Below are 20700 nucleotides of genomic sequence, written 5' to 3' on the forward strand. Positions count from 1 at the left end.
GCTACGGGCCCCGGCAGGGCGCCTGTCGCATGGTCCGGCTCCCCTGCCGCCGGCCCGCCCGGTGCGCTCGTACGGGTGACGGACACCGCCGACCGGCCGTGCCGCCCGATCCCTGCGCCGTACCCCGTTCCCTTACCTCCGAGGTCATCGACCCCGCCCCTGGCCCGGTGCCACGATCGCCGCGTACCAGCCCGACACACCGTGGAGGACGCCATGACCGCGTACGCCATCGCCCGTCTGCAGCCGGCGGCACCGCACCCCGACATCGCGGAGTACATGGAGCGCATCCCCGCGACGCTGGAGCCGTTCGGCGGACGCTTCCTGGTGCACGTCACGCGCCACGAGGTGAAGGAGGGCGCCTGGCCCGGGGACGTGGTGATGATCGCCTTCCCCGGGATCACCGAGGCACGGGACTGGTGGGACTCGCCCGCCTACCGGGAGATCGCACCGCTGCGCTCCCGGCACATTGAGGGCGACGTCATCCTGATCGACGGCGTCCCCGAGGGCTACGACCCCGCCGTCACGGCGGCGGCCCTGCGCAAGGGACTCGACGACGTCGCCGACTGAGCGTTGGGCAGCCCGGAGACATCCGGTTACGGTGGAGATGTCCCCTTCGTCCGGGGTGTCGCCCCGGAATATCCGGGAGAGAGACCATGAGTACTCAGTTCGAGGTCGTCGTGGATGTCGACCGGCCCATCGAGGACGTCTTCGCCTACCTCGCCGACGGCCGGAACGATCCCGAGTTCAGTCCCCGCGTCCTGAAGATGGAGAAGAGCCCCGACGGCGACACCCATGTGGGCACGGTGTTCCACAGCACGGTGAAGGACGCCGGAATGCGCTCCGAACGGGAGTTCGAGATCTACGAGTTGAGCGCACCGACCCGTATGCGCTGGCACGAGGTGTCGCACAACTCCATCACCGCCCAGGACGGCGGGTACGACCTCGAACCCACACCTGACGGCGGCACCAGGGTGCGCCTGTTCAACGTGCTCGAAGGGCACGGCGTGGGCAAGATGCTGCTCCCGCTCGCGGCGGGCGCGTCCCGCAAGGACGCCCCCGCCTTCGGGCGGCGCATCAAGGAGGCCGTCGAGGCCTCCTCCTGACCCACCCGCATGACCCGCCGGGCCGTCGGCCGCTCCGGCCGACTGCCCGGCACAGGCTGCCCGGCACAGGCTGCCCGGCACAGGCTGCCCGGACTTGTCGTGCCCCGGCGCCCTGACCTCCGCGGGCCCGCGACGCCGGGCTGCCCGGACGCCGCACGGGGCTCAGGAGGCGAGCACCCAGACCGCCATCATCAGCAGAAAGGCGCCCACGGCCAGCGGCGGAAGTCCCAGGATCGCCGTCACCACGCCCCAACGCGTCCGTCCGCGCGGTGCCTCCGCGTCGCCCGGTCCCGCCATGCCGCTCTGTGTCGCACTCACGAACTCACCTTCCGGTCGAGGGAATGGCAGGCAGGCTAGACCATGACGTGTTCACGAGTGGCGGACACACGGTCCCCCGGCCGGCGTAGCGACTCGGCGGCCGGCATGCCGTGACGGCCCCGGGTGGCATAACAGTGGGTCTATGACATCGAGACACACCGTCCCTCAGGTCACCGAGCGCCGTGCCTCCGGAATGCGTGTCCGCGCCGCGCTGGTGGCCCTGGCCGCCGCAACAGCCCTGGGCACGACCACCACCGAGGCGGTCGCGTCGGCCTCGGCCCGCCCCGGAACCGACTGGGACGCCATCGCCCGGTGCGAGTCCGGCGGCAACTGGAAGGCCAACACGGGCAACGGCCACTACGGCGGACTGCAGTTCTCGCAGTCGAGCTGGGTCGCGGCAGGCGGGCTCACGTACGCGCCACGGGCCGACCTCGCGACGCGCAAGGAACAGATCGCTGTGGCCGAACGCCTCGCCCGGATCCAGGGAATGTCCGCGTGGGCGTGTGCCCACGCGGGGCGCTAGACCTGCGCGGCGCGCGTCAACTGCGCGACGCGCCTGGTCCGCCCGGCGCGCACCGGCGATCCGGAACGCGCCGTCACGGGACGTCCGGGCACGGATCGTCACGCGCCCGGGACCGGGCTGCCGCCCGTGACCGGGCCGCCCGCCGCCGGATACTGCGGCGCGGGCGGCTGGAGCGGCTGTCGCCCCGTCATCGCCTTCTCGTTCTGAGCCGCCGTCAGTCTGCGGACGAAGAGCAGGGCCAGTACCGCGGAAACGATGTCGACGGCCGACCCCGTCATCAGCCACCCCGCGGCGTCATGGATCGCCTGCGGGTCACTCGCTTCGTTGTACCGGTCAGTGACGAACTGGGTGAAGATGCCCGACGCGATCCACATGCCCCACCAGGCGTCGAGCAGGCCCCGGTGCCGCACCTCGGACGCGTAGGGGTCCGGCTGGCTGGCGCGCAGGACGTCCTTGGCGATGCCGCGTGGGATGAACAGGTTGGCGAACGGGATGAACCAGCCGCCGATCGCCCAGCCCGGCGTGCGGCGCTGCACGTCCGGCGCGAACACCTCCGCGTTGTGACGCACCCGGTGGAACCAGATGATGAACAGCGTCGCCGTGCCGAGCAGGCCGAGCAGGTACAGCCCGGTGGTCGAGGTGACCGCCCAGTCCGCCCGGTTCACCGCACCGACGCCGACGTCCTCGCCGCCGGACGCCAGGTCGCCCATCACCGACATCATGTAGGCCGCCGCCCCGATGTTCAGCACGTCGGCGACGATCACGACGGCGAGCAGCGCGGTCACGGCGTGCGCGAGACCGATCGGTGAGCGCAGCACGAGCAGCGGCCCGAGCATCGGGCGCCTGGGCAAGGACGGATGAGCCATGAGGACCCCCCTGAGAAGTGCGGTGGAGATGCGGCGCGCTCTCCCCAGGAACGCCGCGAGATGATCACGAACGAGTGATCGACTTCCGGACCTTATCCCATGATCCGCACGACGTGTCCATGACTATGACGCGCCGAGTGAGAGGCCGTCGGTTACGCGCTCGAGCCTCCCTCGGGAGCCCCGCCCACCGGGCCCGCACCTGCCCACCGGCCGCACCTCACCGGCCGCACTTGACCCACCGGCCGCACCTCACCGGCCGCACTTGACCCACCGGGCCCGAGCCGGACCCACCGGGCCTGAGCCGGACCCACCGGGCCGGATGGCGCCCGCCCCGGCCGCACCTGACCCGCGCAACCGGCTTGCGCGCCGCGGCTGTCATGCACCACGGTCGTCGTGGCGCACGGGATCACCGCCACGGAAGGCACACCGGACCATGCACACGCACGACGTCGACGAGGAACTCGTGGCGGCCGCGGCCGAGGTTGCCCGCACCCGCTGCCGGGGCGACAACCACACCGTGGCCGCGGCGGCCCGCGCCACGGACGGCCGGATCGTCACCGGGGTGAACGCCTACCACTTCACCGGCGGCCCGTGCGCCGAACTGGTCGTCGTCGGCACGGCCGCCGCCCAGGGCGTTCACGGCCTGAGGACCATCGTCGCGGTGGGCGACCGCGACCGCGGAGTCGTCCCCCCGTGCGGCCGCTGCCGCCAGGCGCTCCTGGACTACTTCCCCGCCCTCCAGGTCGTCGTCCCCACCCCCGCCGGCCTCCGCGCGGTCCCGGTCGCGGCCCTCCTCCCGCACACGTACGTCTGGGCCGACCACCAGCTGGACACGCCGTCGTAGTCCCGGGCGATGTGACCGGGGTGGAGGACCAGGAGGGCGGAACGGCCGCGCCCTTCACAACCGTTCGCGCACCCAGTCCGCATCGGGATTGACCCGCGCCCGCCCGTCCGGCAGGACCACCGTCGGCACCGTCTCGTTCCCGTCCGCCACCGCCCGCACCGCCGCCGCGGCGGCCGGGTCGCGCCAGATGTCGACCCAGTGGGCGCGGCGCGCGTCCCGGCCCAGCCGGAATCGCAGCCGCCTGCAGTAGGCGCACCCCGGCCGCCAGTAGATCACCGGGCGCCCGTCCGCCGCGCTGCGGCGCCGCGCCTCCTCGGCGCCGAGAGACGCCGGGAACACCAGCGGTGAGTTCACCACCGCGAACGCGACGCACGCTGTAAGGACCGCGGCCGCAGCGATCGTGTTCCCGTCGGTGAACAGGCCCGCCGCCCCCAGCACCCCGGCTGCCGTCAGCAGCAGCGGCAGCAACCAGCCCCGTACCATCGTGCGCCCCTAGGAGGATTCACGGACGACCAGTTCCGTGGGCAGCGTGATCTGCTGCCGGGGCCGGTCGTTCAGAGTGATGTCGGTGAGGATGCAAGCCATCGTACGGCCCAGCTCCTCCACCGGCTGACGCACCGTCGTCAGCGGGGGGTTGGTGTGCCGGGCGAGCACCGAGTCCTCGAAGCCGACCACGGCCACGTCGTCCGGCACCCGGCGCTTCTGCCGGCGCAATTCGGCCAGCGCGCCGACCGCCATGAGGTCCGACGCGGCGAACACGGCGTCCAGATCCGGTATGCGTTCAAGAAGCAAACGCATGGCCCGGCCGCCGCTGTCCTCGGAGAAGTCACCCGGCTCGATCAGCGACTCGTCCGCCGGAACGCCCGCTTCCTTGTGCGCGGCGTGCCACCCCGCGAGGCGCGCGCGGCCGACGTCCATGTCCTGCGGGCCGGTGATCGTCGCGATCCGCCTACGCCCGCGGCCCAGCAGATGCCGGACGGCTTCGGCGGCGCCGCCCGCGTTGTCGGAGTCGACGTAGCTCAGCTGCTCGCCCGCGTCGCGGCGGCCGGCGAGCACCGTGGGCAGGCCCATCTCCTCGAGGATGCCGGGCAGCCGGTCCTCGGCGTGCACGGAGACCAGCAGCACGCCGTCCACCCGGCGGGTGGCCACCGACTCGGTGAGCTGGTCGCGTTCGGCCTGGTCACGGACCAGCATCAGCTGCAACTGTGTGCCGCTCTCGGCGAGCGCGCCGCTCACGCCGCGGATCAGCGCGGCGAAGAACGGCTCCGAGCCCAGCCGGCTCTCCGACTCCGGGATCACCAGGGCCACGGCGTTGGTGCGGTTGGTGACCAGACCGCGGGCCACGGAGTTGGGGACGTAGTTCAGTTCTTTGATCGCCGCCAGGACCCGCGCCCGGGCGTCGGCGCTGACCAGGTCGGAGCCGTTGACGACGCGGGAGACCGTGGTGCGGCCCACGCCGGCGCGGGCGGCGACGGTCTTGATCGTGGGACGGCGGTTGCCCGTCATGCACTCCCCCCTCAGCGGCCGCGGCGGCGTTCTCTGCCGCGGAGGTGACCTGCGGCAATTCTTGCAGACGCCGGGGACGGCGAAGCACCCCCAGGGTCCGGAAGGCGAACGGAAGGCTCGGTTCCCACAGAGAAGTTGCTTTCAAGTTATTGACAGATTGCGTCGCTGATACAAGTCTTCGTGCAGCGGTGGGAACGTGCCCACCCGGAGTTGGGCACGTTCCCACCTCGATCCAGAGCCGCTGTAGTCATCGCAGAACTCGTCACTCCGATGTGTCAGCGCCGTCGCTAGGAGGAGATCCATGGGCACTCTCGGTTCGTTGCGCAGAAAGGCAGTGGCGACAGCCGCGGCCGTCGGGGCGCTGTCGCTCGTCGTCGGCTGCAGCGGTGACAGCGACTCGGTCACGGGTGGCAGCAAGGACGGCGACAAGGTGACCATCACCATGGGCCTGTTCGGCGTCATGGGCATCAAGGAGACCGGTCTCCTCGAGGAGTACGAGAAGCAGAACCCCGGCGTCACGATCAAGGCCGAGATAGCCGGTGACGAGCAGACCTACTACACCGCGCTGCAGACCAAGCTCGCCGCCGGCAAGGGCCTGAAGGACATCCAGGGCATCGAGATCGGCCGTGCCAAGGAGATCACCGAGACCCGGGCGGACATGTTCGCCGACTTCTCGAAGGTCGAGGGCACCGACCACTTCCTGCCCTGGAAGCAGTCCCAGATCACCACGACCGACGGCAAGGTGCTGGGCCTCGGCACCGACATCGGCCCCATGGCGGTCTGTTACCGCAAGGACTACTTCGAGAAGGCCGGACTGCCCACCGACCGCGAAGAGGTCGGCAAGCTGTGGGAGGGCGACTGGAAGAAGTACGTCGAGGTCGGCCGCACCTTCAAGAAGGACTTCAAGGGCGGCGACGTCGCCTACACCGACTCCGCCAGCGGCCTGTTCAACGCCATGGTCTACGGCTACCCCGAGCAGTACTACAACGAGCAGGGCGACCTGATCTACGACAAGAACCCGGCCGTCAAGGAGGCATGGGAGCTCGCGTCGGACGCCGCCGACGAGGACCTGACCGCCAAGCTGCGCCAGTTCCAGCCCGGCTGGGACCCCGGTCTGTCCAACGGCACGTTCGCGACCGCGGTCTGCCCGGCCTGGATGCTGAGCCACATCAGCGAGAAGGCCGGCGAGGTCAACAAGGGCAAGTGGGACGTCGCCCGTGCCCCCAAGGGCGCCAACTGGGGCGGTTCCTTCCTCGGCGTGATCGAGGAGAGCCCGGTGAAGGAGGAGGCGCAGAAGCTCGTCGCCTGGCTGACCGCGCCCGAGCAGCAGGCCCGCATCTTCAAGGACCTCGGCAACATCCCGTCCTCGGCGAAGGCCCTCGAGGACCCGAGCGTGAAGGCCGTGAAGAACGACTACTTCAGCGGCGCGCCGCTGGGTGAGATCTTCGGCGCCGCGGCGCAGGACATCCCGGACAAGCAGGTCCTCGGCCGCAAGGACGGCACCATCAAGGACACCTTCTCGCAGGGACTGGCCCTGGTCGAGCAGGGGACGCCGCGTGACGAGGCATGGAAGACCACCTCGGAGCGCATCCAGAAGGCGGTCCGCTGACCGCAGGCCCAGCGGCCGTCCCGGGCCCGCCCGCCCACCTCGGGCACGCGGGCCCGGGACGGCTCCCCCATCCGCCCTCAGGAAGGAAGTCCGGTGGCCACCTCCACCACCAAGGCCCTGGCCGGCGAGGAGCCGCCGGGCCCGTCCCCCGCCCGGGACGGCAAGGAGACCTCACGGCGGCGCGGCGCCTGGCTGCACCGCCTCGACGTCAAGGGCGCGCCGTACGCGTTCGTCGCCCCGTTCTTCGTGGTCTTCGCCGCGTTCAGCTTCTACCCGCTCATCTACACGTCGTGGATCTCCCTGCACGACGTGGAACTGGCCACGCTCGACGTCATGGAGTGGGTGGCGTTCGACAACTACGTCGATCTGTGGGGTGATTCGCGGTTCTGGAACGCCCTGCAGAACACCATCACCATCGGCATCATCTCCACGGTGCCGCAGCTGCTGATGGCCCTGGGCATCGCGCACCTGCTCAACTACCGCATGCGCGCCTCGCTGTTCTTCCGCGTCGCGTCGCTGGTGCCGTACGCCACGTCCGTCGGCGCGGCCGCGCTCGTCTTCACCATGATCTTCGAGCGTGACTTCGGCATGATCAACTGGGGGCTCGGCCTGGTCGGCATCGACCCGGTGAACTGGGAGGCCGACAAGTGGCCCGCGCAGGCGGCCATCTCCACCATCGTCATCTGGCGCTGGACCGGCTACAACGCCCTGCTCTACCTGGCCGCGATGCAGGCCATCCCCGCCGACCGCTACGAGGCCGCCTCCCTGGACGGCGCCTCCCGCTGGCAGCAGTTCCGGCACGTCACCGTGCCCGGCATCCGCTCCACGATCGTCTTCACCATCGTGCTCTCGACGATCGGCGCCACCCAGCTGTTCGGTGAGCCGCTGATCTTCGGTCAGGGCCCCAACGGCGTCACCGGCGGCGCGAACAACCAGTACCAGACGCTGGGCCTGCTGCTGTACGAGGAGGGCTGGAAGAACTACCAGATGGGCCGCTCGGCGACCGTCGCCTGGGCGATGTTCATGGTGCTGGTCCTCGCCTTCGTGGCACAGCGACTGATCAAGCGCCTGCGCTCCCGCACGTCCTGACCTGGAGACGCCATGACCACTCAAAGCCTCCCGGCCCGGACGGACGCCCCGGCCCGGACCGCACCCGAGAAGCCGGCCCGCGGCGGCCGCCGCCTGCTGCGCGAACGCGCCGGGCGCACCCACCACGCGGGACCGCTCGCCTACATCCTGCTCGTCGTCATGGCGGTCCTGTCCATCTTCCCGCTGTACTGGACGATGGTGGCCGCCTCCACGGACAACACCCGGGTCAGTCAGACCCCGCCGCCGTTCCTGCCGGGACCCAACCTGTTCAGCAACCTCGCCCGCGCCTGGGACGAGGCGGCCATGGGCAAGGCGATGATCAACAGCACCATCGTGGCCGGCGTGATCGCCCTGTCCACGGTGTTCTTCGCGACGCTCGCCGGATTCGCCTTCGCCAAACTGCGGTTCAAGGGCCGCAACGTCCTGCTCATGCTGGTGATCGGCACCATGATGGTGCCGCCGCAGCTCGGCGTCGTCCCGCTGTTCATGATGATGTCGGAGCTCGGCTGGTCGCAGCAGCTGCCCGCAGTCATCTTCCCGACGCTGGTCAGCGCCGTCGGCGTGTTCTTCATGCGGCAGTATCTCTCCGAGGCGCTGCCCGACGAACTCGTCGAGGCCGGACGGGTCGACGGCGCGCACTCGCTGCGCATCTTCTGGAGCATCGTGCTGCCCGTGGCCCGGCCCGCCATGGCCGTGATCTTCATGATCACGTTCGTGCACGCCTGGAACGACTTCTTCTGGCCGTTCGTGGTGCTCGACATGACCAACCCGACCGTCCCCGTGGCGCTCACCCAGCTCAGCGCGGGCTACGTCCGAGACCAGTCGCTCATCATGGCCGGCGCCCTGCTCGGCACCCTGCCGCTGCTGGCGATGTTCATCGTCTTCGGCCGGCAGATCGTCAGCGGCATCATGGCCGGCGCCGTCAAGGGCTGACCGCTCCCCGCAGGCCCCGATCCGACACCCCCACCGGGCCCTCCGCACACCCCGCGAACCGGCCCCACCACCCCGAAAGGACTTACGTGGTCACCGCAGCACAGCAGACCGCGTCCACCCCGGACGCCGCCCGCACCTTCCCCAAGGGCTTCCTCTGGGGTTCGGCCACCGCCTCCTACCAGATCGAGGGCGCCGCCTCGGAAGACGGACGCACCCCGTCCATCTGGGACACCTACGCCCGCACCCCGGGCCGGGTCCGCAACGGCGACACCGGCGACGTCGCCACCGACCACTACCACCGCTGGCGTGAGGACGTCGCCCTCATGGCCGAACTCGGCCTCGGCGCCTACCGGTTCTCCCTCGCCTGGCCCCGCATCCAGCCCACCGGACGCGGCCCGGCCGTCCAGAAGGGCCTCGACTTCTACCGCCGTCTGACCGACGAGCTGCTGGAGAAGGGCATCGAGCCCGTCGCCACCCTCTACCACTGGGACCTGCCCCAGGAGCTGGAGGACGCCGGCGGCTGGCCCGAGCGCGCCACCGCCGAACGCTTCGCCGAGTACGCCGCCCTCGCCGCGGACGCCCTCGGCGACCGCGTCAAGACGTGGACCACGCTGAACGAGCCCTGGTGCAGCGCCTTCCTCGGCTACGGCTCCGGCGTGCACGCCCCCGGCCGCACCGACCCGGTCGCCGCCCTGCGCGCCGCCCACCACCTCAACCTCGGTCACGGCCTCGCCGTGCAGGCCCTGCGCGACCGCCTCCCGGCCGCCGCCCAGTGCTCGGTCACCCTCAACATCCACCATGTGCGCCCGCTCACCGGCACCGAGGGCGACGAGGACGCGGCCCGCCGCATCGACGCGCTCGCCAACCGCGTCTTCACGGGCCCGATGCTGGAGGGCGCCTACCCGGAGGACCTCCTCAAGGACACCGCCGGCCTGACCGACTGGTCCTTCGTGAAGGACGGCGACCTGGAGCAGATCAACCAGCCGCTCGACTTCCTCGGCGTCAACTACTACACGCCGACGGTCGTCTCCGAGACCGACGGCAGCGGCACCCACACCTCCGACGGCCACGGCAACAGCTCGCACAGCCCCTGGCCGGCCGCCGACAAGGTCGCCTTCCACCAGCCGCCCGGCGAGCGCACCGCCATGGGCTGGGCCGTCGACGCCACCGGCCTGTACGACCTGCTGCGCCGGCTGTCGTCCGACTTCCCGAAGCTGCCGCTGGTCATCACCGAGAACGGCGCCGCCTTCGACGACTACGCCGACCCCGAGGGCAACGTCAACGACCCCGCCCGCATCGCGTACGTCCGCGACCACCTGGCCGCCGTCCACCGCGCCATCCTCGACGGCTCGGACGTCCGCGGCTACTTCCTGTGGTCCCTGCTCGACAACTTCGAGTGGGCGCACGGATACAGCAAGCGCTTCGGCGCGGTGTACGTCGACTACCCGACCGGCAAGCGCATCCCGAAGGCCAGTGCGCGCTGGTACGCGGAGATCGCCCGCACGGGCGTCCTCCCCGCGGCCTGACCCGAACTCCGCGAGCCCGACTCCCTGCCCGTGGGGGGACAGGGGGTCGGGCTCGCGGGCGTCACCGCATACCGGCGCGGCGGCGGAGTGTGCCGACTCCGTCGCCGTCGAGTTCGTCGCAGCAGGCGGCGCGCCCTGTCATCGCCATGACGAGGGCCAGGGTCGTTCCGGTGACGAGGGGCCCGTCCCCGGTCGCGAACGGTCCGTCGTCGGCGGCGAGCCGCAGCCCGCCGATCCGCCCCTTCGCGACGACCACGAGGTCGGTGCCCCGGTAGTACTCGGCCACGGCGGTCACGGTTTCCACCGGGTACGTCCGCCGTATGCCGAGCGGCCGCCGGATGTCCTCCCCGTGCACGAGGGTCTCGCCGAGCATGGCGAGGGCGGGCAGGGGAGGCTTGGTCGTGCTCGGTATCACGCGCCGGAAGCGGTCCAGGGTGTCGGCGGGCCCCGAGCCCAACTGCCCGGCCAGGCGCATGGCGACCTGCCGGTCGAAGTCGAACCGGCAGCGGACGACGCCCGCGAGCCACCTGACGGTGTCGAGACTCGCCCCCGCGGTCAAATGCGCCAGCACCTCGCGTACGGTCAGCCCGTCGCAGAGCGAGGGCGTCGCCCACTGATCGTCCGTGAGCTCACGGAGATCGTCGGCCAAGGCGGCCCGCTCGGCGTGAACCAGGCCCCACACCTCGGTGTCACGTGGCCGCCGTGCTGCCGGTACCGAACGACTCATAAGCCCCTGCACTCCCGTCGTCAGCTGTGCCGTTTTGGGTCAGACCCTCACCTCGCAGCAAAGTCATCGCCGACGGGGCGGAAGAGTCAGCGCGTGCATCCGGAGCGGCGTGGGGCGTCGTCCGGGACTTCGTGCGGACGGGAGCCTGGGGTCACCAGGGGAGTGGCACGCCGTGCGGGAGCGGGCGTGTACGTGGTGGCCCGGCTCAGGCCGGCCTGCGCCACACCGAGATGTGCTTGGGGGAGTCCTGGGCGAACGGTGACCCGTCCCAGTCCGCGACGCGGCGTTCCAGTCCGAGCCCGGCGATCCGCGCCATGAGGTCGAGTTCCGCCGGCCAGGCGTAGCGGTGCCGGGAGGCGTCGCGGCGGTAGCGGCCGTCGTCCCCGTCGCGGGTGAAGTGATGCGAGACGAGCATCTGCTCGACGAGGTCGAACGTGTCGAAGCCCAGGTGCCGCTCGCTGACGTCGAACGGCACGGCGACCTGCCCGAGCGGCAGCGAACGCAACGGAGGCACGCCCAGCTCGACGACGAATCGGCCACCGGGTGCCAGGTGACGTGCGGCGTTGCGGAAGCACTCGACCTGCTCGTCCTGCGTGAGCAGGTTGGAGACGGTGTTGTAGACGAGATAGACGAGGGTGAAGGATCCGGGCACGACGGTGGTGGCCATGTCCCCGATGACGACGGGGAGTGTGTCCTCGTCGACCTTCCGCCGCAGTACGGCCGCCATGGGCTCGGACAGTTCGATGCCCGTCACCGGCACACCACGTTCCCGCAGAGGTACCCCCACGCGCCCGGTCCCGATGGCGAACTCCAGGGCCCGGCCGTCCCCGGCCAGCGCCGCGAGGAAGTCCACGGTCGGCCCGAGGACGGCGGCCGAGAACATCTCGGTGTCCTCGGCGTCATAGCGCTCGGCGGCCGCACGGCTCCACAGCTCACTGGTCGTCACGGACGGCCACTCTGCCGCGTACGGAGAGACACTGTCGACTCATTTACCGGGACGGCCCGGCGGGCGGCCGCAGCAGGCCATGCCGGCCGTCAGGGCGGAGCGGGCCTGAGTCGTGGGCGCGTGCCGCGCACAGCCACTTCCGCGTGCGGGGTCCTGTGCCGCGGGTTGGTCCGGTCGCCGGAGCCCTTGAGACGTCGCTTCTTATGGCGTGGTCGTTCGTTGAACCGTGCATGACGTATCTGGTTGAGCGATTGGTGCCGGACGAGTTGTGGGTGCTGTTCCGGCGGGTGGTGCCACCGACTGAGGTGATACGTATGCAGGGCGGTGGCCGACGTCGAGCAAGTGACCGGGAGGCCCTGGCGGCGATCATCTTCGTGGCGACGTCGGGCTGCACGTGGCGGCAGCTGCCGCCCGTGTTCGGTCCGGCCTGGCAGACGGACTACCGCCGGTTTGCCCAGTGGAGCCGGGACCGGGTCTGGGCCCGGCTCTATCGTGTGATCCTCGACGAACTCGGTGTCCGCCAGGAGTGAAGAGTTCGGTGGGTCCTGTCGCGGGGCTGGCTGGATCTGCTGGCCGAAGTGGTGGGATCGTCCGAATGTTACTAATGAAAGCTACTCGCTAGTAATGTATTGACGTCCCAATCAAGAATTCCTTACTGTTCCGATCAATCGAACGGTGTACCGATCATCGGAACGCTGGAGGCGCTTAGGCCCTCGGATTGGGGGATCGCAAGTGATAAAAGCGGACGTAACGTCCCTACTCTCTCCGTTCAGTCTTGGCTCTGTCCACCTGAGGAACCGGGTGTTCGTGCCCGGGCACACGACGAATTTCGGTCACGCCAACAACCCGACGGACCGTCACGTCGCCTACCACGGCGAGCGGGCCAAGGGGGGAGTCGGCCTGATCATCACCGAAGGCATCCGCGTCCACCCCACGAGCGCGGGACGGCACATCAGCCTCGGCAGTTTCGACGACGACTCGATCCCCGCCTATGCGGCTGTCGCCGAAGCGGTCCAGGCGCACGGCACGAAGCTGTTCGCCCAGCTCCTGCACACCGGCCGGCAGGCCAACGGCGACGCCACCCGCACCGCCGCCTGGTCGCCCGGCACCACGCCGTGGGCTGCCGGCACGCACATCCCGCACGCGATGGGACCCACCGACATCGCCATCGTCGTGCAGGCATTCGGCGCCGCCGCAAGGCGCATGCAGCAGGCCGGTTACGACGGTGTCGAGATCCACCTCGGCCACGGCCACCTCATCGAGCAGTTCCTCTCGCCCTTCAGCAACACCCGCACCGACGCCTACGGCGGCAGCCTCGACGGGCGCCTCCGCTTCACCCGCGAGGTACTGGCCGCGGTGCAGGAGCAGGCGCCGGACCTCCCCATGGGGATCCGGGTCAGCACCGACGAGTTCCTGCCCGGCGGGCTCACGCCCCCCGACATGGTCGAGATCGTCGACCTGCTGCGCCAGGAGTTCCCGCTGCTGTACGTCCACGCCAGCCACGCCGCCTACCACGGCAGCTACTCGCTCGGCACGCAGATGGCCGACATGAGCTTCGGGCACGCGCAGTTCCGCCACCACGCGGCCCTGTTCAAGAAGGAGATCCCGGGTCTCCCCGTGCTCGCCGTCTGCCGTCTGGACAGCCTGCCCGAGGCCGCGGAACTGGTCACGGCCGGCGAGGCCGACCTGGTCGGACTCGCTCGCCCGCACATCGCGGACCCCTACCTGGTGCGTCGCGCCGAGGAAGGACGCGCCCACGAGGTCCGTTCCTGCCTCGCCTGCAACCAGGGCTGCGTCGGCCGGTTGGAGGCCAACCTGCCGATCTCCTGCGTGGTCAACCCGGAGGTCGGAGCCGAACGTGAGTGGGCGCGGGTGCGCTCCACCGGCACCGCTCCCACCCGGCGCGTGCTCGTCGTCGGCGGCGGCCCGTCCGGCATGGAGGCCGCGCTGGCGTCCTGCCGTGCCGGCCACGAGGTCACCCTCGCCGAGGCCGGCCGGGAACTCGGCGGACAGGTCACCACCGCGGCGTCCGTGCCCGGCAGGGAACGGCTCGGCCTGATGATCGCCGACCTGACCCGCGAACTCGCCGACAGCGACGTCACGATACGGCTCGGGGAGAAGGTGACCTCGGCCGACGTGCTGCCCGGTGGCCGGCTCGACGGTTTCGACGACGTCGTCGTCGCCACCGGGGCCCGCCCCACCAAGCGCGAACTCCCCGGCGGACCCCCGGTGCTCGATGTGGAGGAAACCGTCGAGGCCCTCACCGCCGGCGGCTCCGAGCCGTTGCGCGGAACGGTCCTCGTCCGCGACGACCAGGGCACCTGGACCGCGGCCTCGCTCGCCGAGGCACTCGCTCGCGAAGGTGCCCAGGTGCACATCCTGTCGCCGACGGCCTCGTTCGCCGCGAAGATCACCACCTACTCCAAGCTGGCGCTGACCAAGCGCTTGGGAGAACTCGGGATCCGCGCCCACGTCATGCGCGACGTGGACGGAGCCGAAGGGACCACCCTCGTCCTGCGCGACACCCTGAGCGGACACACCGAGGAACTCACCGGCATCACCGCCGTCGTGGACGTCGCGCTGCCGGTGGCCGACGACGGCATCTACCGAGAACTCGACGCCCGTGAAGGCGCCCCGCGCGTCCACGTCGTCGGCGACGCCAACGCCCCGCGCACCGCGCTGGAGGCCGTGTACGAAGGCCGGCTCGCCGGAACCTTCCTGACCGACGCCGTCAGCGGCGCCGAACTCCTCGCCCGCACGGTCTGACCCGCACCACCCACCGCACCACCCCCGAACTTCCCGGAGCACGCCCCACCGCGCGTGCCGACGGGACGGCCCTCCGGCCGATCCCCCCACCGGGCCCGCAGGGCACATCCCGTCCTCCCGGCCCGCTCTCCACCGGCGCCCGACGCACACGGCGCCTCCTCGCAGCTCCGTTCGCGGCGCCCGCCTCCGGACGCACCCCGGACCGCGCGCACTCCTCACGACGGCTCCATCTCGTCCGCGTTCCGGAGCCGGCAGCACCCGCCCCCCCCCACGGCCGACGTCCACCCTCGCGTCGCGCCGGCGAAGGCCCGCACCCGCACACGCCCGACGACGGTCGCACCCCGTCCGCGGTGAGCCGCTCCCGCACGACCGCAGCACCGATCGCAAAAGGAGAGACTGATGATCGACATCGAGAACCAGCTCACACTCGACGAACGTTCCGCGGTGGACTTCGTCCTCGCCCTGCGCAAGCGCTGGTCCGACACCCTCTACCCGGCCCTCGCCGAGGAGTACCAGGGCACCGGCCCCGTCGCCGCCGACCTCGACGGTGCCACCGACCGCCTGCACGAGCTGAGCCTCTACCCCTGGTACAGCCACCTGGAGCGGGTGCAGCAGAAGATGCTGTGGAAGACCGTCGGCGAGGCCGTCGTCGACCGCTCGGCGGCGCTGCGCGAGCAGCTCGACGAGATCCCCGCCGAGCCCCAGGGCGACCTGCGGCTGTCCTCGGACCTCGAACTGCCCGACTGGTACACGGACTACGACATCCACATCCAGCCCGGCAGCTTCTACTCCGACGACCTGAGCGCCTACGTCTACGAGCTGGGCGCGCGGATCGTGATGCTCCGCGACAACGACGGCTACAAGTTCCACCGGCTGTTCACCGAGACCGCCCTGCCCGACATCCCCGACGCCGCCCGCGTCGTGGACATCGGCTGCGGCTTCGGCAAGAGCACCCGCCCGCTCGTCAACAAGTACCCGACGGCCGAGGTCATCGGCATCGACCTCGCCGCCCCCGGTCTGCGCCTGGCCCACGCCGAGGCCGAGGCCGACGGCGCCGCCATCAGCTACCGCCAGGGCGACGGCCGCAAGACCGGCCTGGAGGAGGCGTCCTGCGACGTCGTCACCGGCACGATGGTGCTGCACGAGATGCCCGGCGACGCCATCCGCGAGACCGTCCTGGAGGCGGCCCGGCTGCTCAAGCCCGGCGGCACGATGGCCTTCCTGGAGTTCCACCCCACCGGGGACATCTTCCGCGACGCCACGGTGTACGAGCACGCCGAGCGCAACAACGAGCCCTTCTTCCGCGACCTGTTCGGCTCGGACCTGCTGAAGGTCTGCGCCGAGGCCGGCCTGACCGGCGCCACGTGGACCCCGTTCGACGAGCGCCGCGAGGGCAAGCGCCCCGAGGGCTGGGGAGACCGCCGCGAGTGGCACTTCCCCTGGGCCGTCCTGACCGCCACCAAGCCGGAGAACTGAGGCGAACCATGTCCGAAGAGTTCAACTACTTCCGCGACCGCAACATCGGCAAGCTGTTCGACCTGGTCCTCCAGGTGAGCAACGAACTCCACGTCACCCACCAGCGACTGCACGCCATGGAGGCGCTGCTGGTCCGCCACGGAGTGCTCTCCGCAGGCGAACTCTCCGCGCTGGAGCCCACGGAGGAGGAGCAGCGCATACTCGACGAGCAGCGCGACCGTGTGATCGCCCGCCTTATGCGGATCGTCACCGAGAGCGGCCCGGCCGAGCACCCGCTGCGCGACCAGTGGGAATCGACTCTCCGGAAGACCGGCTGATGGCCGCCGCACCGCTCCCGCCGGCGGAGACCGTCGACCGGTACCTGCAGTTCTGCGAGGACCGCGAGCTGGACAAGGCGCAGGAGATGCTCGCGGAGTCCCCGCGGATCGTCTTCCCCGGCGGCGCCGCGTACGGCTCGCTCGCCGAGATGGTCGCCGACCAGCGCGGGCGCTACCAGTGGGTCCGCAAGCACCGGGACCTCTACCACGAGGGCCGGACCCCCGACGGTCTGGTGACCGTCACCTCGCTCGGCACCCTCTACGGCCAGGACATGGAAGGACGCCCCTTCGAGGGGGTGCGCTACGTCGACGTGTTCGTCCTGCGCGACGGACTCATCGCCGAACAGCACGTCTACAACGACCTCGCCGACTCCGGGGTAAGCGCCCCGGTCCGCGGCTGAACTTCTCCACCGAACGAACAGCAAGAGGTAGGCACCATGAAGCAGACCCTCAGAGTCGGGGCCGGCGCGGTGACGCTGTCAGCCCTCCTCGCCCTCACTGCCTGCGGCAGTGACTCCGACTCCGACAGCGGATCCACGGACGCCTCGGGCAACAAGGCCGCGACGATCCAGTTGGCTGTCGCCTCCGCGGTCACCGGCCCGAAGGAAGAGGTCGCCACCTACGCGGTGGCCAAGGAGGAGGGGTTTCTCAAGGAGGAGAACCTCACCGTCAACACCATCAACGCCGACGGGTCGGTCGCCGCTGTGCAGGCGGTCGCCTCCGGCAGCGCCGACATCACCCCCTCCGACGCCGGCGCCATTCTCGCCGCCCGCGAGAAGGGCGTCCCGGTCGTCGCGGTCGGCGGCCTGGTGCAGAACTGGCCGTGGCGGATCGCCACGACCCCGGACAGCAAGGTCAAGAGCGCCGAGGACCTCAAGGGCAAGAAGATCGGCGTCATCAGCCTGGCGTCCGGCTCCGCCCCGTACGCCCGGGCCTTCGTCGAGGACGCCGGCCTGAACCCGGAGAAGGACGTCGACCTGGTGCCGGTCGGTGTCGGCACCCAGGCGCTGTCGGCGCTGGAGAGCGGCAAGGTGGACGCGCTCGCCCTGTACACGCAGGCGTACACGACCATCGAGCTCACCGGGAAGAAGTTCGCCTACCTGGAGAACGGCGAGCGGTTCGACGGCATCCGCTCGCTGACCTACGCGGTGCGCGAGGACACGCTCAAGAAGAAGGGCGACGCCATCGAGCGTTTCCTGCGGGCGTCCTACAAGGGCATGCTCTTCTCCGCGGTGAACCCCGAGGCGGCCATGCGCGACGGGTACGCCGTCTTCCCGGCGATCCTCTCCGGCCAGAAGGCGGACGACCGCATCAAGAACGACGCGGAGATCCTCAAGACCTGGGTGGCCACCGCCACGCCCGCCGAAGGTGAGCCCGCCTCCTTCAAGGACTGGGGCGTCATCAGCGACGAGGCCTGGACCAAGACCGCCGAGTACATGAAGTCCGCCGGTCAGATCACCAAGGACCCCGACCTCAAGGCCCTGTGGAACGACAGCCTGCTGAAGGGTGCCAACGACTTCGACCCGTCGGCAGTGATCAGCAAGGCCCAGAGCGCCACCAAGTAGCCGGCGGCGACGCCAGGAGCAGGAAGGCAGGAGCCCAGGATGGCCATCAAGACCCTCGGCCGCCGCACGCGAGCGGCAGCGGCCGCCGCGGAAGCCGACGACGACAGCTGGATCGAGCTGGACGGGCTGCACAAGATCTACCGGCCCCGCAAGTCCGAACCGACACACGCCCTGTCGGACATCAACCTGAAGGTCAAGCGAGGCGAGTTCATCTCGATCGTCGGACCCTCCGGTTGCGGCAAGACGACACTGCTGAAGATCCTCGCCGGGCTGATCCCCCGGACCGAGGGCGTCGTCCGGGTCGCTGGGCGAGACGTGGACGGGCCGCTGCCCGAGGTCGGCATGGTCTTCCAGGCCGCCACCCTCCTGCCCTGGCGCACCATCCTGCAGAACGTGATGATCCCGGTCGAGATCCAGCGTCTGGACCGGGCGGAGTACGGCAGGCGCGCCGACCAGCTGCTGGAGATGGTCGGGCTCGGCGGGTTCGAGAACAAGTACCCCGACGAACTGAGCGGCGGCATGCAGCAGCGGGCCGGCATCTGCCGGGCCCTGGTGCACGACCCGGCGGTCCTGCTCATGGACGAGCCGTTCGGCGCGCTGGACGCCATGACCCGCGAGTACATGAACGTCGAACTCCTGCGGATCTGGCGGGAGAGCGGCAAGACCGTCGTCCTGGTCACCCACTCCATCCCGGAGGCGGTGTTCCTCTCCGACCGGGTCGTCGTCCTCAGCCCCCGCCCGGGCCGTATCGCCGAGGTCATCGACATCGACCTGGAACGGCCGCGCGACCTGAGCGTCATGGCTTCCGACCGCGCCGGCGTCTACGTCGAGCGCATCCGCACCTACTTCAACGCCCAAGGCGTGATCGACTGATGAGGCCGCTCATGACGACTACCGACAAAGACCAGGAGACCGGCGGCACCGCGCCCGGCGCCGCGTCCACCTCCGGGGAGGCAGCGCCCGCCGCTCCCGCGACCCCTGCGGCCAAGCCCGCCCGCAAGCGCGGCGACCTGCGCGATCACCCCGAGTGGATCCTGGTTCCCGCCGTCTTCGTGACGGTCGTGCTCCTGTGGGAGTTCCTCGTCCCCGCCCTCGGCATCGACGAGTACATCCTTCCGGTCCCGTCCCAGATCGTCGACGCGCTCGGGACACAGCTGTCCGACAGCATGTTCTGGACACACATGAAGGTGACCCTGCTGGAGTCGCTGTACGGCTTCGTCCTGGGCGTCGGCACCGCGCTGCTGCTCGGCACGGCGATCTCCCAGGTGAGGCTCATCGAGAAGACCCTGATGCCGTACATCGTGGCCTTCCAGACGGTCCCGAAGGTGGCCCTCGCGCCGCTGTTCGTGGTCTGGTTCGGCTTCGGTATGACCAGCAAGGTCGTGATGGCCGCGGTCATCTCCTTCTTCCCGATGCTCGTCAACGTCGTCGAGGGCCTGCGCTCCGCCGACAACGACAAGGTCCAGATGATGACCGTGTTCGGGGCCAGCAAGTTCGACATCTTCCGCCGCGTGCGGCTGCCCAGCGCACTGCCGTTCATCTTCGCCGGCCTCGACATCGGCATCGTCTTCGCCATCCTCGGCGCGGTCGTCGGCGAGTTCATCGGTGCCAAGGAGGGCCTGGGCTACCTCCTGCTGCAGACCAACTACAACTTCGACATCGCCGGCATGTTCGCGGTGCTCGTGGTTCTGTCGGTGCTCGGTCTGATCGCGCACTTCATCATCCGCACCGCCCAGAAGCGCTTCGCCTTCTGGGCCGAGGACAACACGGTGATCGGCGCGTGAACACCGACGCACTGCCCGCCGGCGACCCCGTACGGTTCGACGGGAGGGTGGCCCTGGTGACCGGGGCCGCCCGCGGGATCGGCGCCGCCATCGCCGCCCGGCTCGCCGAACTCGGCGCCACCGTCGCCGCCGCCGACATCCTGCCCCAGGACCGGTGGGAGGACGCCCTCCCCGCAGGCGGCCCGCACACCCGGCACCACGTGGACATCACCTCCGCGACCTCCTGCACGTCCACGGTCGACGAGGTCCTCCAGGCCCACGGCAGGCTCGACCACCTGGTGAACAACGCCGGCGTCGTCCGGCGAGGCCCGGCGGCCACCACCACCGAGGAGGACTTCACCCACGTCCTCGACGTCAACCTCACCGGCACCTTCCGGATGTCGCAGGCCGCCTACCCCGCCCTGAAGGAGGGGGAGCACGCCAGCGTCGTCAACATCGGCTCCACCAACGGTCACATCGCCGTCCTCAACACCCTCGCCTACTGCGTCAGCAAGGCCGGCGTCATGCACATGGCCCGCGTCCTGGCACTCGAGTGGGCCCCGGACAACATCCGCGTCAACGCCGTCGGACCGACCATCGTGCCCACCGCCATGACCGAGGACGTCCGCGCCGACGGTGCCTACATGGAGGACAAGATGGCGAGCATCCCCCTCGGCCGCATGGCCGGCCCGCGCGACGTGGCCCTCACCGTCACCCACCTCCTCAGCCCCGCCGCCGCCATGACGACCGGTCAGACGATCTTCGTCGACGGCGGAGTCGTCATCCACTAGTCCGCCCGCGGCCGGCGGGGTCCGTCCCCTCG

22 protein-coding genes and 1 pseudogene are annotated in these 20700 nt (G+C 70.4%); 17 read left to right on the forward strand and 6 right to left on the reverse strand.

The annotated features are described in order from the left end of the window. The first annotated feature begins 213 nt into the window (after nucleotides 1-213). The gene (locus ACF1AG_RS26805) at nucleotides 214-567 is read left to right on the forward strand and encodes a DUF1330 domain-containing protein (RefSeq protein ID WP_359607930.1); all 354 of its coding nucleotides are present in this window, start codon (nucleotides 214-216) and stop codon (nucleotides 565-567) included. 86 nt (nucleotides 568-653) lie between these two features. Beyond that, on the forward strand, nucleotides 654-1103 hold the full coding sequence (locus ACF1AG_RS26810) for an SRPBCC family protein (protein WP_359607932.1): 450 nt from the start codon (nucleotides 654-656) through the stop codon (nucleotides 1101-1103). 162 nt (nucleotides 1104-1265) lie between these two features. On the opposite strand, the gene ACF1AG_RS26815 is transcribed toward ACF1AG_RS26810, so the two are convergent. Continuing rightward, nucleotides 1266-1421: a hypothetical protein gene (locus ACF1AG_RS26815; protein WP_391810528.1), complete on the reverse strand. Its 156-nt coding sequence runs from the start codon at nucleotides 1419-1421 to the stop codon at nucleotides 1266-1268. A gap of 193 nt (nucleotides 1422-1614) precedes the next feature. Here ACF1AG_RS26815 and ACF1AG_RS26820 point away from each other — a divergent pair, with 193 nt between their 5' ends. Next, on the forward strand, nucleotides 1615-1944 hold the full coding sequence (locus tag ACF1AG_RS26820) for a transglycosylase family protein (RefSeq protein WP_387795283.1): 330 nt from the start codon (nucleotides 1615-1617) through the stop codon (nucleotides 1942-1944). A gap of 98 nt (nucleotides 1945-2042) precedes the next feature. On the opposite strand, the gene ACF1AG_RS26825 is transcribed toward ACF1AG_RS26820, so the two are convergent. Then, nucleotides 2043-2810 carry a DUF4328 domain-containing protein gene (locus ACF1AG_RS26825; RefSeq protein ID WP_391810529.1) on the reverse strand — a complete coding sequence of 256 codons (768 nt, stop codon included), beginning with the start codon at nucleotides 2808-2810 and terminating at the stop codon, nucleotides 2043-2045. Between the two features lie 433 nt (nucleotides 2811-3243). On the opposite strand from ACF1AG_RS26825, the gene ACF1AG_RS26830 reads away from it, so the two are divergent. Further along, nucleotides 3244-3654, forward strand: a complete 411-nt coding sequence (locus ACF1AG_RS26830) for a cytidine deaminase (RefSeq protein ID WP_359749967.1) — start codon at nucleotides 3244-3246, stop codon at nucleotides 3652-3654. Nucleotides 3655-3708: 54 nt separating this feature from the next. Here the strand turns inward: ACF1AG_RS26830 and ACF1AG_RS26835 are convergent, their stop codons facing one another. After that, entirely contained in the window at nucleotides 3709-4137 is a 429-nt protein-coding gene (locus ACF1AG_RS26835) for a glutaredoxin domain-containing protein (protein ID WP_387795084.1), read from the reverse strand. Between the two features lie 9 nt (nucleotides 4138-4146). After that, nucleotides 4147-5160 carry a LacI family DNA-binding transcriptional regulator gene (locus ACF1AG_RS26840; RefSeq protein WP_359608061.1) on the reverse strand — a complete coding sequence of 338 codons (1014 nt, stop codon included), beginning with the start codon at nucleotides 5158-5160 and terminating at the stop codon, nucleotides 4147-4149. 301 nt (nucleotides 5161-5461) lie between these two features. Between ACF1AG_RS26840 and ACF1AG_RS26845 the strand changes: the two genes are divergently transcribed. From ACF1AG_RS26845 to ACF1AG_RS26860, 4 genes are all read left to right on the forward strand, one after another. Then, nucleotides 5462-6769, forward strand: a complete 1308-nt coding sequence (locus ACF1AG_RS26845; protein WP_359608063.1) for an ABC transporter substrate-binding protein — start codon at nucleotides 5462-5464, stop codon at nucleotides 6767-6769. A 93-nt stretch (nucleotides 6770-6862) separates the two neighbouring features. After that, on the forward strand, nucleotides 6863-7858 hold the full coding sequence (locus tag ACF1AG_RS26850) for a sugar ABC transporter permease (protein ID WP_359604534.1): 996 nt from the start codon (nucleotides 6863-6865) through the stop codon (nucleotides 7856-7858). A gap of 12 nt (nucleotides 7859-7870) precedes the next feature. Next, nucleotides 7871-8791 carry a carbohydrate ABC transporter permease gene (locus tag ACF1AG_RS26855; RefSeq protein ID WP_391810530.1) on the forward strand — a complete coding sequence of 307 codons (921 nt, stop codon included), beginning with the start codon at nucleotides 7871-7873 and terminating at the stop codon, nucleotides 8789-8791. Nucleotides 8792-8877: 86 nt separating this feature from the next. Continuing rightward, on the forward strand, nucleotides 8878-10317 hold the full coding sequence (locus ACF1AG_RS26860; protein WP_359604530.1) for a GH1 family beta-glucosidase: 1440 nt from the start codon (nucleotides 8878-8880) through the stop codon (nucleotides 10315-10317). Between the two features lie 61 nt (nucleotides 10318-10378). Here the strand turns inward: ACF1AG_RS26860 and ACF1AG_RS26865 are convergent, their stop codons facing one another. Both ACF1AG_RS26865 and ACF1AG_RS26870 read right to left on the reverse strand, forming a co-directional pair. After that, a complete protein-coding gene (locus ACF1AG_RS26865; RefSeq protein WP_359604528.1) occupies nucleotides 10379-11044 on the reverse strand; it encodes a maleylpyruvate isomerase family mycothiol-dependent enzyme in 666 nt (221 codons plus the stop codon). Between the two features lie 205 nt (nucleotides 11045-11249). Then, entirely contained in the window at nucleotides 11250-11990 is a 741-nt protein-coding gene (locus tag ACF1AG_RS26870; protein ID WP_359604527.1) for a class I SAM-dependent methyltransferase, read from the reverse strand. 230 nt (nucleotides 11991-12220) lie between these two features. On the opposite strand from ACF1AG_RS26870, the pseudogene ACF1AG_RS26875 reads away from it, so the two are divergent. From ACF1AG_RS26875 to ACF1AG_RS26915, 9 genes and pseudogenes are all read left to right on the forward strand, one after another. Further along, a pseudogene (locus ACF1AG_RS26875) lies at nucleotides 12221-12517 on the forward strand (transposase); the annotation flags it as partial. A 205-nt stretch (nucleotides 12518-12722) separates the two neighbouring features. After that, nucleotides 12723-14756 (forward strand): FAD-dependent oxidoreductase, encoded by a 2034-nt coding sequence (locus ACF1AG_RS26880; RefSeq protein ID WP_391810531.1) that lies wholly within the window; start codon nucleotides 12723-12725, stop codon nucleotides 14754-14756. Nucleotides 14757-15155: 399 nt separating this feature from the next. Continuing rightward, nucleotides 15156-16232, forward strand: coding sequence for a class I SAM-dependent methyltransferase (locus ACF1AG_RS26885; RefSeq protein WP_359604523.1), 1077 nt, complete (start codon nucleotides 15156-15158; stop codon nucleotides 16230-16232). An 8-nt stretch (nucleotides 16233-16240) separates the two neighbouring features. Then, nucleotides 16241-16549: a hypothetical protein gene (locus ACF1AG_RS26890; RefSeq protein ID WP_359604522.1), complete on the forward strand. Its 309-nt coding sequence runs from the start codon at nucleotides 16241-16243 to the stop codon at nucleotides 16547-16549. Then, nucleotides 16549-16950 (forward strand): nuclear transport factor 2 family protein, encoded by a 402-nt coding sequence (locus ACF1AG_RS26895; protein ID WP_359604520.1) that lies wholly within the window; start codon nucleotides 16549-16551, stop codon nucleotides 16948-16950. Before ACF1AG_RS26890 ends, ACF1AG_RS26895 begins: the two co-directional genes overlap by 1 nt. Before the next feature lie 36 nt (nucleotides 16951-16986). Next, nucleotides 16987-18114 (forward strand): ABC transporter substrate-binding protein, encoded by a 1128-nt coding sequence (locus ACF1AG_RS26900; RefSeq protein ID WP_359604518.1) that lies wholly within the window; start codon nucleotides 16987-16989, stop codon nucleotides 18112-18114. 39 nt (nucleotides 18115-18153) lie between these two features. Then, nucleotides 18154-18987 (forward strand): ABC transporter ATP-binding protein, encoded by an 834-nt coding sequence (locus ACF1AG_RS26905; RefSeq protein ID WP_359604516.1) that lies wholly within the window; start codon nucleotides 18154-18156, stop codon nucleotides 18985-18987. Between the two features lie 11 nt (nucleotides 18988-18998). Further along, nucleotides 18999-19898 (forward strand): ABC transporter permease, encoded by a 900-nt coding sequence (locus ACF1AG_RS26910; RefSeq protein ID WP_359604514.1) that lies wholly within the window; start codon nucleotides 18999-19001, stop codon nucleotides 19896-19898. Then, the gene (locus tag ACF1AG_RS26915) at nucleotides 19895-20668 is read left to right on the forward strand and encodes an SDR family oxidoreductase (RefSeq protein WP_359604512.1); all 774 of its coding nucleotides are present in this window, start codon (nucleotides 19895-19897) and stop codon (nucleotides 20666-20668) included. Before ACF1AG_RS26910 ends, ACF1AG_RS26915 begins: the two co-directional genes overlap by 4 nt. Nucleotides 20669-20700 lie beyond the last annotated feature (32 nt).

This window comes from Streptomyces sp. NPDC014764 (assembly GCF_043082785.1).
GTDB lineage: Bacteria > Actinomycetota > Actinomycetes > Streptomycetales > Streptomycetaceae > Streptomyces > Streptomyces althioticus.

What these genes read in the sequence shown, in the direction of transcription:
- ACF1AG_RS26805 (WP_359607930.1), top strand. Translation starts at nt 214, where the DNA reads ATGACCGCGTACGCCATCGCCCGTCTGCAGCCGGCGGCACCGCACCCC.
- ACF1AG_RS26810 (WP_359607932.1), top strand. Translation starts at nt 654, where the DNA reads ATGAGTACTCAGTTCGAGGTCGTCGTGGATGTCGACCGGCCCATCGAG.
- ACF1AG_RS26820 (WP_387795283.1), top strand. Translation starts at nt 1,615, where the DNA reads ATGCGTGTCCGCGCCGCGCTGGTGGCCCTGGCCGCCGCAACAGCCCTG.
- ACF1AG_RS26825 (WP_391810529.1), bottom strand. Translation starts at nt 2,810, where the DNA reads ATGGCTCATCCGTCCTTGCCCAGGCGCCCGATGCTCGGGCCGCTGCTC.
- ACF1AG_RS26830 (WP_359749967.1), top strand. Translation starts at nt 3,244, where the DNA reads ATGCACACGCACGACGTCGACGAGGAACTCGTGGCGGCCGCGGCCGAG.
- ACF1AG_RS26835 (WP_387795084.1), bottom strand. Translation starts at nt 4,137, where the DNA reads ATGGTACGGGGCTGGTTGCTGCCGCTGCTGCTGACGGCAGCCGGGGTG.
- ACF1AG_RS26840 (WP_359608061.1), bottom strand. Translation starts at nt 5,160, where the DNA reads ATGACGGGCAACCGCCGTCCCACGATCAAGACCGTCGCCGCCCGCGCC.
- ACF1AG_RS26845 (WP_359608063.1), top strand. Translation starts at nt 5,462, where the DNA reads ATGGGCACTCTCGGTTCGTTGCGCAGAAAGGCAGTGGCGACAGCCGCG.
- ACF1AG_RS26855 (WP_391810530.1), top strand. Translation starts at nt 7,871, where the DNA reads ATGACCACTCAAAGCCTCCCGGCCCGGACGGACGCCCCGGCCCGGACC.
- ACF1AG_RS26865 (WP_359604528.1), bottom strand. Translation starts at nt 11,044, where the DNA reads ATGAGTCGTTCGGTACCGGCAGCACGGCGGCCACGTGACACCGAGGTG.
- ACF1AG_RS26885 (WP_359604523.1), top strand. Translation starts at nt 15,156, where the DNA reads ATGATCGACATCGAGAACCAGCTCACACTCGACGAACGTTCCGCGGTG.
- ACF1AG_RS26890 (WP_359604522.1), top strand. Translation starts at nt 16,241, where the DNA reads ATGTCCGAAGAGTTCAACTACTTCCGCGACCGCAACATCGGCAAGCTG.
- ACF1AG_RS26895 (WP_359604520.1), top strand. Translation starts at nt 16,549, where the DNA reads ATGGCCGCCGCACCGCTCCCGCCGGCGGAGACCGTCGACCGGTACCTG.
- ACF1AG_RS26900 (WP_359604518.1), top strand. Translation starts at nt 16,987, where the DNA reads ATGAAGCAGACCCTCAGAGTCGGGGCCGGCGCGGTGACGCTGTCAGCC.
- ACF1AG_RS26905 (WP_359604516.1), top strand. Translation starts at nt 18,154, where the DNA reads ATGGCCATCAAGACCCTCGGCCGCCGCACGCGAGCGGCAGCGGCCGCC.
- ACF1AG_RS26910 (WP_359604514.1), top strand. Translation starts at nt 18,999, where the DNA reads ATGACGACTACCGACAAAGACCAGGAGACCGGCGGCACCGCGCCCGGC.